General features: G+C 35.5%; 18 protein-coding genes. All 18 read right to left on the bottom strand.

Annotated features, from left to right (window positions below; genetic code table 11):
* Positions 1-248: hypothetical protein (locus QZU45_RS09955; RefSeq protein WP_295354863.1), on the bottom strand; the 248-nt coding region annotated here is incomplete at its 3' end.
* Positions 249-416: 168 nt separating this feature from the next.
* Positions 417-566 (bottom strand): hypothetical protein, encoded by a 150-nt coding sequence (locus QZU45_RS09950; RefSeq protein ID WP_295354860.1) that lies wholly within the window; start codon positions 564-566, stop codon positions 417-419.
* Between the two features lie 13 nt (positions 567-579).
* Complete coding sequence (gene nrdD, locus QZU45_RS09945) at positions 580-777, bottom strand: anaerobic ribonucleoside-triphosphate reductase (RefSeq protein WP_295354857.1); 198 nt, start codon at positions 775-777, stop codon at positions 580-582.
* Positions 778-981: 204 nt separating this feature from the next.
* Positions 982-1389, bottom strand: coding sequence for a GtrA family protein (locus tag QZU45_RS09940; RefSeq protein ID WP_295354854.1), 408 nt, complete (start codon positions 1387-1389; stop codon positions 982-984).
* 153 nt (positions 1390-1542) lie between these two features.
* Positions 1543-1851 (bottom strand): hypothetical protein, encoded by a 309-nt coding sequence (locus QZU45_RS09935; protein ID WP_295354853.1) that lies wholly within the window; start codon positions 1849-1851, stop codon positions 1543-1545.
* 268 nt (positions 1852-2119) lie between these two features.
* Entirely contained in the window at positions 2120-2497 is a 378-nt protein-coding gene (locus tag QZU45_RS09930; protein ID WP_295354850.1) for an ASCH domain-containing protein, read from the bottom strand.
* Positions 2498-2518: 21 nt separating this feature from the next.
* Complete coding sequence (locus QZU45_RS09925; RefSeq protein WP_295354847.1) at positions 2519-3307, bottom strand: hypothetical protein; 789 nt, start codon at positions 3305-3307, stop codon at positions 2519-2521.
* Between the two features lie 42 nt (positions 3308-3349).
* Complete coding sequence (locus QZU45_RS09920) at positions 3350-4111, bottom strand: BspA family leucine-rich repeat surface protein (RefSeq protein WP_295354844.1); 762 nt, start codon at positions 4109-4111, stop codon at positions 3350-3352.
* Between the two features lie 88 nt (positions 4112-4199).
* Positions 4200-4619, bottom strand: coding sequence for a hypothetical protein (locus QZU45_RS09915; protein ID WP_295354841.1), 420 nt, complete (start codon positions 4617-4619; stop codon positions 4200-4202).
* A gap of 85 nt (positions 4620-4704) precedes the next feature.
* Positions 4705-5088: a hypothetical protein gene (locus QZU45_RS09910; RefSeq protein WP_295354838.1), complete on the bottom strand. Its 384-nt coding sequence runs from the start codon at positions 5086-5088 to the stop codon at positions 4705-4707.
* A 91-nt stretch (positions 5089-5179) separates the two neighbouring features.
* The gene (locus QZU45_RS09905) at positions 5180-5368 is read right to left on the bottom strand and encodes a hypothetical protein (protein ID WP_295354835.1); all 189 of its coding nucleotides are present in this window, start codon (positions 5366-5368) and stop codon (positions 5180-5182) included.
* Positions 5369-5833: 465 nt separating this feature from the next.
* Positions 5834-6049: a hypothetical protein gene (locus QZU45_RS09900; RefSeq protein WP_295354833.1), complete on the bottom strand. Its 216-nt coding sequence runs from the start codon at positions 6047-6049 to the stop codon at positions 5834-5836.
* Positions 6050-6060: 11 nt separating this feature from the next.
* Positions 6061-6303, bottom strand: a complete 243-nt coding sequence (locus QZU45_RS09895; RefSeq protein WP_295354830.1) for a hypothetical protein — start codon at positions 6301-6303, stop codon at positions 6061-6063.
* An 87-nt stretch (positions 6304-6390) separates the two neighbouring features.
* Complete coding sequence (locus QZU45_RS09890) at positions 6391-6648, bottom strand: hypothetical protein (protein WP_295354828.1); 258 nt, start codon at positions 6646-6648, stop codon at positions 6391-6393.
* Positions 6649-6656: 8 nt separating this feature from the next.
* The gene (locus QZU45_RS09885) at positions 6657-7382 is read right to left on the bottom strand and encodes a site-specific DNA-methyltransferase (RefSeq protein ID WP_295354826.1); all 726 of its coding nucleotides are present in this window, start codon (positions 7380-7382) and stop codon (positions 6657-6659) included.
* A gap of 20 nt (positions 7383-7402) precedes the next feature.
* Positions 7403-7690, bottom strand: coding sequence for a hypothetical protein (locus tag QZU45_RS09880; RefSeq protein WP_295354823.1), 288 nt, complete (start codon positions 7688-7690; stop codon positions 7403-7405).
* Positions 7691-7708: 18 nt separating this feature from the next.
* Positions 7709-7996: a hypothetical protein gene (locus QZU45_RS09875; RefSeq protein ID WP_295354820.1), complete on the bottom strand. Its 288-nt coding sequence runs from the start codon at positions 7994-7996 to the stop codon at positions 7709-7711.
* A 4-nt stretch (positions 7997-8000) separates the two neighbouring features.
* Positions 8001-8234: a hypothetical protein gene (locus tag QZU45_RS09870; protein ID WP_295354817.1), complete on the bottom strand. Its 234-nt coding sequence runs from the start codon at positions 8232-8234 to the stop codon at positions 8001-8003.
* Between the last annotated feature and the right edge of the window lie 287 nt (positions 8235-8521).

Below are 8521 nucleotides of genomic sequence, written 5' to 3'. Positions count from 1 at the left end.
TATAAAACGGAACCAAGAAGATAAAGGCCCAGCAGGCTTATTATGCCTAATGCAGTAAGAGCTACATATTTAAACTCTTCAACTGTAAAAGGCAAAAATCCATGTTTAATTGCCATAGTAAACATGACAATAAAAACACCTGTAAGCACGTATGACATAGCCCAAGCTATAACACAGCGTACTAATAGTTCTTCGTTATCCAGTATGTTTTTTACTGGTGAAAAAGATGGATTTAATGAAAGATTCATTTGCAACTCCTTATATATAAAAAATGGAGTTGCTACTTCACCGCTCTGGGGTGTAACAACCCCATTGGGTGAGAAAAAGGCGTGGTTAGCCTTATTGATTATGAATTACTTTGAAGTCTTATAAATCAAATAAATCAAGACACAGAAAGCAATTAATAAAACTGACAATTACATCAGATGTTGTGCTGCAGTCTTAACTCTTTTGAAAAAAGCGCAAAACTTAACAACTGCAAATGACAAATCTATCAGTCCGACCAGTATCAGCTCACTGGCAAGCAGCACAATACACATCAAAGGTGCCAAAATGATAGACTTCATTTCTGCTCTCCTTTTAAACGTGCATATGCTTAACTCGATCTCGTTCTTCAGCTTTCTTTCCGTTGTTAAAACGTGAAAGATCGCCTGTAAGGTACCCAGTAACACGTCTGATACGCTGGAAGCGTACACCATTACCAATAGTACCGTCTTCTGAGATATTTAGGCCATTGAACTTATAGCCATAAGAATAAGATGAGGTTGCTGTATTCATACAAATCTCCTAAAAATTTAATAAAAAAAATTCAAGAGGATCGCATGAACTTTACCCTTTCAAGGATAGCCATGTACCCTCTGAAAGGTCGAATAAGAACTACTTACGAACGTAAGTAGATACGCTTTTAAGACTGCGTGTTGTCTTTGATACTTTTATTATAAGCCTTAAAAATTTAATTTTGTATATCTTAGGGGGAATTTTTTAAATTGTTCTTCTTTTTGTCAGTTTGTGTCTAAAAGTATAGTTTTTATGAAGAGTATATGATGTTATAGACAGCATTGATAAAGCTAACAGATGGGACACATCTTCAGCATGATTTGATCTCAGGAACAGGCTGAAAATTTCATAGAATGCCATAGAAAAAACATATGTCTGGGCCATTCCTATTAAATTTACCAGAATGAATCTTCTAATTGAACTCAGCTGCGTGTTTTCATTACCGAATACAGCCTTGTACAGCATATATGCTGTGGCCATACCTACAAAATATCCAAGTACAACTGATACACCATACGAAAAGACATTCTGAAAAAAGATTCTTGCCAGAAAATTGCAGCAGGCACTTAAAGTTCCTGACAGAAGAAAAACAAAGAACAAATAGTATTTCATGCGATCCAACCTTAGTTGCGACACATTGTATGAAAAACATGAATACATTTTTTCTGTTTCTGGGGCGGATTTAGTTTTCTTATCCTTAAAGATAAACAGTTGAGAATTCTGGATTAGAAATTTAATGCTGGGGAATATGCCCAAGCAGAAAAATTAAAGAAGATCGTTTACAAGAAGGGATGAAATCATTACAAATATTAGAACTATAGCGTAGCACCACTGAATTTGGTCTAAAAAGCCTTTTTGCTTCTGAAGAGTTTCTCCTTTATATGCCTCACTACAGAAATTCTTCATGTACGAATCAAAGAAAAAATGAGTGCAGAACATGATCACTGTTATACCCACGTTGAAGTACAGGAGATAGAGCCTGTCTCTGAATATTAGAAAAGATGACAAGGTTGCAAGAATACAGAGGATACCAACTATCTTCTGAATATTGTAGATACTGTTTGTGTTTGTCATTATTCACCTTAGATAATTTTCAGGAATATTTCTAGTCTAGCTCTTTCGGTGTCGCTGTAAATGAGATTCCAACGTTCAGCTTCACAATCTAGGTATGGAACGTTTTTAGGACATCTATTAAAAAACGCAATGGTTCTACTGGTTTTAGAATTGATGAACCATACGCAGATATCATTAGGAGCGAGACTTACGCTATCTTTGTAATCTATGTTAACACAGTCCAGTTTAAGGAGTCCTTCAGTAAAAACTTTCAGTACATCTCTGGCTTTCATTTATCAACTCCCAGATAGCAGAATGATTGAGGTGGTCTTTTTATCCCAAAGTCTGATAATTGCTGCAGTCTGTTGAATCTGACTGCTTTTTCAATTTGAATTGCAGTTGCCTGACTGCTGTCTTTGAAATATTGTCTGAAATAATCATAAGTTATTCCTGATTTCGTCCTGGTCTTTTCCCAGATTATTTCAGGATTATCTGTCATGATTTGTTTAACTGAAAACTCACCTATCACCATCTTCACGGGTGCAGAAGCATAAACAAGCACTGAAGATATATTTTTTCTAAAAGGCTTTCTGCGATATTCGTATTCTTTTTCACCAGAGAAAATTCTGTTCGCAAATTCAGGCTTAATTGACATTACAATTTTCATCAATTCTCCATTTATTTTCTGCTAATGGCAGTTTAGTTCATCTTCAATCTTTTTGAAATCTGTGCTGCCTTTACAGTATTCAAACAGCTTTTTAATATCATCAAATGTATATTTTTCTTTCTGCAGTATTTCTTTGTATCGATGAGGCAGATCATCCGAACCGTTCAGAATATCGTCAAAACTTAGAATTGCATTTAAGGAGTCATTCAGTTTTCTTTTCAGATAGCGCATTTCGCTTGACTCACACTCATTTCTGAACTGCTGATAGTTGTGGTCTGCATCCTGCCTTAATATGTTATTCTGCCCCAGAAGATTCTCAATACGTTCTTCTTTCTCAAGACACTGAGATGCCATTGATGACATTCTCAGATAGAACATTCTCTCATCGTCCTTATCAATAGTTTTGTTGTCAGACTTTGCCCTGATTATTGTCTTAAATCCTGTAATCATCCTATAGGTTGGATTGTAATCAAATGTCATCAGGCCATAGTCAGGGAAATGCTCTTTCAGATACTGCTCGCACTTCTCTGCCATGTGAGGCTCTACGACATAAATGAAACGAGAATATGGCATCTTCTTATGCTTTTGTTTGCGAAAATCACTCTTAAAATCAGAATAGGAGATTTTGATTTCGTATACGTCAAGCTGCTTGATGCCATCCATGTTGATATCAAGAGTCGCTACGTCTTCCTTATCTCTTAAAGACATAGGGCTGAATTCAGATACACAAGCCTTCTGTCTCTCAAAGCGTAAATGCTTCACCAGTGCAGCTTTAATCTTTGTGGAAGTGATGATGTATTCAGGTGACATCTTAAAACTCTCTGTAACGTGTTATTTCAATAGTGCCGTCACTTAATATCTTTTTTTGATTACAGGACTCTTTCTTTTGCGCTTTTTCTTCTTGATACCGTTTGCTATTTCATCATCAGTACAATCTACAATAGTTCCGTCAAAGGTTTCGTCATAATCAACCAAGACTTCATCCATGTGTTTACTAATGAAGTCTCTTACTTTCTGAGGAAGCATCTCAGTCTGTATAGGTCTTACTCTTGCAAATATAAATTTATCAATACAGCACTTTGGGTTAATCTCCCATTTATCGAGAGACTGATTGAATTTACTACCAGAGAAGATTGCCACCATATCGGTGACGTTACTTACGTTCCAATCGTTTAGAGGCTTATTAAAAAATGAGTCAGCAAACATATAACTCATTTTTTTTACGTTTGAGATATTCCACTTGCTTATATCCTGGTTAAAGTCTGAACCGTAGAACATCGATGACATATCTTCAACATTGGATACATCCCAGCCACTGAGATCAGATGTTAAATTGCGAGTACCCGTAAACATCGCTCTCATATTTCTGACATTTGATACATCCCAGTCTTTTAGATCTGCAGCTTCAAGGAAAAATACATGCCTAAACATATTTTCCATGTTTGTCACATTTGAAACGTCCCAAGACTCTATTCCAGTATAGTCAGTACGAAAAGATTGCCAGAACAGAGAGGACATATCGGTTATCTTTGAAGTGTCAATATCTCCAAGACAGATAGATAAATCTCTGACCAGTTCTATGAGTTCAGCTCTTGTTGAAGGTTCGTATCTCACTTATTTAGCCTCTCCGTTAACAAAGGTTTTCTTGAATTTATCTTCGCTTACTAATCTTCCTGAAAGACTTTCAGTATTTCTCTGGCTTTCATTTAATTACCACACCAAAAGGCAGCCATTCACCATTCTTCCTGTACTCATGCAGAAAATGAGCATCAAAGCCAAGATATGTATCATCATGATTCCACAGTTTCCTGTCCTTGTAGTCTGTTATTCTCATGGAGCATTCATCAACAGGTCTTCTGCTAAATCTAAAGGAGATAGTGTCTCCAAGTTTGTACCCTGTAACACTTGAAAATTCTTCAAAGTCCAGAAATGGTCGTATATTCTCCGACTTTACAAAAATATCAACTGTATTGCCTTCGATTTTTACAACTGAATCAAATACCATCAGTCCCAGCTTCTCTGGGTTGTCATAATGCTTAAATCCAGACTGAGAGTTGTTTACGCCTCTGTATCTGACATTCACCTCAGGCTTAAGCAGATTAACGAAATCCTTTACAAACATTTTTATACCTTCTTCTATCTTTTTTTTGTTTTTCAATAAAATGTTTGACTTTATCTATGAACCTCATTTTTTACCCTTTACTACACTATGCAACTTTCTGAAATTTATATTTTGACTCAAAGCTGATCTGCAGATTTAAGAACTTTGGTTCATCGGTGAATGTTGCAATATGTTCAGTTGTTCCGTCAGAATTGATCTGTGCATATTCAAATTCCTTTCCATCAAGAGTCTGTTTGAGTTTCTGAAGTGATTCTCCCCATTTGGTGATACTTAGCTTTCTGTAGAAGAAATGAATCATTTTCTGATTGTAAATTTCAAGAACACTCTTTTGTGTTACGGGAGCACTCTTACAACTCATAAAAAAGGAAAGACTAGGAGATGCCATTAGACATTGTTTATATGTTTCATAAGAAATCACCAAGTAGAAGTGAACTTCATTTTTTCTTAATGTCATATTTTTCTTAACCATTTCTCTTCTCCTTTGATTGAATCTTATTTAATGATGAACTGCATTATTTCAATATCGTTAATTGTTACTGAATTTTTTTAACTCCAAAAGATTAAAACTCATTATCAAATGAGTCGTAATCTTCCTCATTTGTATCTCTAACTTCCTCTAAGTTTTCAATGAGTTCATTTAATTTTTCAACATTGTCTTTATGTATTCTTCTTGTTGATTTTAGAGATGTAATAATCATGTTTAATTCTGTAGAATCAACTTCAATCTTTGCAATATATGTATTATTCATTTTCCAAACTCAATGAGAACACGTCTCTCTTATCAAATAATCCTTAACTCTTTTCCGTCTCTGGGAGTGGTAATAATCCTCTTTTTTATGTTGTTGCTTCAAACAAGTGTTTATCATCTTTGAGTGTTCGATTACAGACTTTGTTAAAGTTTGTCTATATCTCAACCAAAAAGAATACTTTCCTCGACCTATGGCGAACTTTCTATACTTCGCTTTCATCTAAAACTCCACCCAAAATTGTTATTGCGAAAATTGTTTAATCATTTCTTGAAAAGCTTTTTCTAACACAATAACAAGTCTTTTGATTAGGTCTAACTTTTCGTTGGTTCATTGATCTGGCTCAATGAACAAAGCCTACTTTGTTTCGTTTAATGGGGACTGACTAACAAAGTTTAAGAAATCGTCCCATTCAACAACCCAGTGTTTATGGCACAATGAGCAAAGCCTTCAATCAATTCTGCAAAACTATCTGATTACGTACTTCATCACGTCTTTAAGCACACCGTAGGCACTGTCACCGCTGATGTCTATATGTCTTAGAATCCTTCCATCGTGATTCAGCATCAGAACTTCCTCATCATCAAAATTAACTTCCAAAGTCACGTCTTTTGTTATCTTTGTCACTTCGCTCAAGTGCTTTATCAGATTTGTTATTTCTGTTTTTTCTCTTTCATTCCACATGAACATTTCTCCTATCTAATTGCCATGTTCAGAGCCAACTTGTATCCCTCGACAGCATTCTCCACAAGAATATATTCATCTCCTGTGTTGCTTTTGGCATGAACCATCAGCTCTTTTGATGCCAGCTCGTACCATGTCATTGTGTACTTGTGTGCTTTATTTCTCTTGTCTTTAATTTCCTTACAGAAAGAATGAAGTGCTTTTGAACCTTTTAGTCTGGTGTTAATCTCATTCATATCTGTTAGTGGCTTCATGTTTATTTCCTTTGTACTGCAATTGAAATTTTTATGAAGATTCTATAATGCTGCGGTTGTACCTTTTCTTTAATTTAGGGGGTATTTTTACTGCTTTGTTTCGTATGTGATAACTTCACTTTTTTCAACTGTTCGATTAGTCCATATTAGTCGCATCTTTTCAAGTACAGGAAGCAGTTCCTCTGCAATATACTCAATCTGTTCAAACAACCTGTCGTAATCCTCTTCAGAATGTTCCTCAACAATGAACTCATTCAGACTTTCTTTTAATGAACGAATCAGCTTATCTGTGCAGTATTTTGTCTGAATAACCCTTTTTAAAAGTTCCTGCTTACTTTGTCTCATCTTTGTTCCTATGAGGCTAACCTCTTTTCTGCGATACTAAATATATCTCTATCCTTTTCAATGCCTATGTAGTTCCTGTTGAGGTTCTTACAGGCAAGTGGAGTGCTACCAGCTCCCATACAGGTATCCAAGACAAGATCACCGCTTGAAGTATAGCTTTTGATTAAATACTCAAGTAGAGCAACTGGTTTTTGAGCTGGGTGCAGATTATTATGCTGTTTTTCCGAAGGACACAGGAGCACATCACGGGGGTATCTTGAAGTTTCACCGCCACCTGTAATCTCCTTAGTCTGTTGCTTGTAAATCTGTGTACGATTCTGAGTTGCAATATATTTTCTGTAATGATTCTCAGGCTTGTGACCTAACGTCTTTTGAGGATTGAATACAGGCAACTTTTTGTAAAACACAAGTATTTTTTCATGTGCTCTCAGAGGCATTCGGTTAGCATTTAAATGACCTGTAGCATTGGTCTTTTCCCAAATCCAGTCATAACGGTACAGCTTAAGGTTTGAGCAGGCTAAAATCTTGTCAAAAGGAGATTGTGCAAACAGGAGAATTGCCCCATGATCTTTGATGACTCTTTCATACTCTTTCCATAATGCGGTTAAATCAAGAGGACTGTCCCAGCTACAGTGTGTGTTGCCATAAGGAAGATCGCACAGGATCATATCTACTGATTTATCTTCGATCAGAGGTAGGTAATTGAAACAGTCATCATTGATTAGAAGTTGCATCTGAAAGCCTTTCCAATTATTTAAAAGTTCATTGGTAAAATCTTGTTTGTTTTTTCAAAATCGAGTCCTAGCTGTCGATCATTACCGTCTAAACCTGTAAGACAATCAGCAAGTTCAAAAAGACTGTTTTCAGCGTAATGCCCAAACTGTTTTCTCATTTCTTCTTTATGCTGGCATTTGTCGAGGTTGTGATAACAGTTCTTAATCTCGGCAATGAGCTGTTCTGTTCTGTCTTTAATAAAAGACACCTGACTTTCGTACTGATAATCTGTGATTTGTTTCTTCTGTTCGCTGGTATTTGTTGTCATTTTTCTTCTCCTTTATTATTACTTGAAAAGTGCTGATGAATCGAAGAAAACACTGTATTTCAGATCATCAGATTCTCTTGAACAGGTCCAGTGAAAAGCTGAACGGCATATCCCCGACAGATAGGTTTTCTGTCCTAGGATTTTTCTAGCCTCTGCGTGTGATATGCATTTGGTATTCTTTTCGCTTTGAGCCATATCAGATAGAATTAGCTTAGTCTTTCTGCCTGTAGCCTCACTGATTTGAGCAAAGTCCTCTTTTGGAACTCCCCAGCCTGATAGTATTTTCTTATCATCTGCTGTCAGCATTGTATTAACCCTCGCTTTCAGTTACTTTTTTAAAGTTCTTAGTCCAGAAGATAAGAATAGAAACAGCGTCACGGTGATTAAAGGAGAACTCTTTTTCAAGGTACTGTGCACCAGCAAGCATATTGATTGCTCCTGTAGCTCTAAGAGCGAATAGATACGCAAAAACTTCTTTAAGAGTAGCAAGTGTTATTTTTACCCTTAAAGTTTTGTTAAGCTGTGCAACCAATTTTTCATTCATAAGTCCTCTCCTTTATAACACTGTGTTATATCTTTTAATCATTTTCTATCTATTATTATATAACATTGTGTTATATTATCAAGCTATTTTTTTAAGATTTATCGCTTTATTTATAAGGCATTAGAGGTATTTTTATGACCGTTGAAAAATTGTAAAAAATAATATAAAACCATATAACATGACGTAAAAAAAATACAGAATAAAAATTTGTAAAATTTCTATTCTGTATTTGATTTGAGGACTATTTACAACAAAAGATAATTTAGAAATGTAGCAAGTATTTTTTT

The organism is uncultured Succinivibrio sp. (assembly GCF_902756765.1).
Taxonomy (GTDB): Bacteria; Pseudomonadota; Gammaproteobacteria; order Enterobacterales; family Succinivibrionaceae; genus Succinivibrio.
Note: the sequence above shows the minus strand (reverse complement) of the source record. Positions and strands in the feature narration are given on the sequence as shown.

Bases quoted from the DNA above. Each gene is read 5' to 3' on its own strand.
- QZU45_RS09950 (WP_295354860.1), bottom strand. From the start codon at position 566: ATGAAGTCTATCATTTTGGCACCTTTGATGTGTATTGTGCTGCTTGCC.
- nrdD (WP_295354857.1), bottom strand. From the start codon at position 777: ATGAATACAGCAACCTCATCTTATTCTTATGGCTATAAGTTCAATGGC.
- QZU45_RS09940 (WP_295354854.1), bottom strand. From the start codon at position 1,389: ATGAAATACTATTTGTTCTTTGTTTTTCTTCTGTCAGGAACTTTAAGT.
- QZU45_RS09935 (WP_295354853.1), bottom strand. From the start codon at position 1,851: ATGACAAACACAAACAGTATCTACAATATTCAGAAGATAGTTGGTATC.
- QZU45_RS09930 (WP_295354850.1), bottom strand. From the start codon at position 2,497: ATGAAAATTGTAATGTCAATTAAGCCTGAATTTGCGAACAGAATTTTC.
- QZU45_RS09925 (WP_295354847.1), bottom strand. From the start codon at position 3,307: ATGTCACCTGAATACATCATCACTTCCACAAAGATTAAAGCTGCACTG.
- QZU45_RS09915 (WP_295354841.1), bottom strand. From the start codon at position 4,619: ATGTTTGTAAAGGATTTCGTTAATCTGCTTAAGCCTGAGGTGAATGTC.
- QZU45_RS09910 (WP_295354838.1), bottom strand. From the start codon at position 5,088: ATGGTTAAGAAAAATATGACATTAAGAAAAAATGAAGTTCACTTCTAC.
- QZU45_RS09905 (WP_295354835.1), bottom strand. From the start codon at position 5,368: ATGAATAATACATATATTGCAAAGATTGAAGTTGATTCTACAGAATTA.
- QZU45_RS09900 (WP_295354833.1), bottom strand. From the start codon at position 6,049: ATGTGGAATGAAAGAGAAAAAACAGAAATAACAAATCTGATAAAGCAC.
- QZU45_RS09895 (WP_295354830.1), bottom strand. From the start codon at position 6,303: ATGAAGCCACTAACAGATATGAATGAGATTAACACCAGACTAAAAGGT.
- QZU45_RS09890 (WP_295354828.1), bottom strand. From the start codon at position 6,648: ATGAGACAAAGTAAGCAGGAACTTTTAAAAAGGGTTATTCAGACAAAA.
- QZU45_RS09885 (WP_295354826.1), bottom strand. From the start codon at position 7,382: ATGCAACTTCTAATCAATGATGACTGTTTCAATTACCTACCTCTGATC.
- QZU45_RS09880 (WP_295354823.1), bottom strand. From the start codon at position 7,690: ATGACAACAAATACCAGCGAACAGAAGAAACAAATCACAGATTATCAG.
- QZU45_RS09875 (WP_295354820.1), bottom strand. From the start codon at position 7,996: ATGCTGACAGCAGATGATAAGAAAATACTATCAGGCTGGGGAGTTCCA.
- QZU45_RS09870 (WP_295354817.1), bottom strand. From the start codon at position 8,234: ATGAATGAAAAATTGGTTGCACAGCTTAACAAAACTTTAAGGGTAAAA.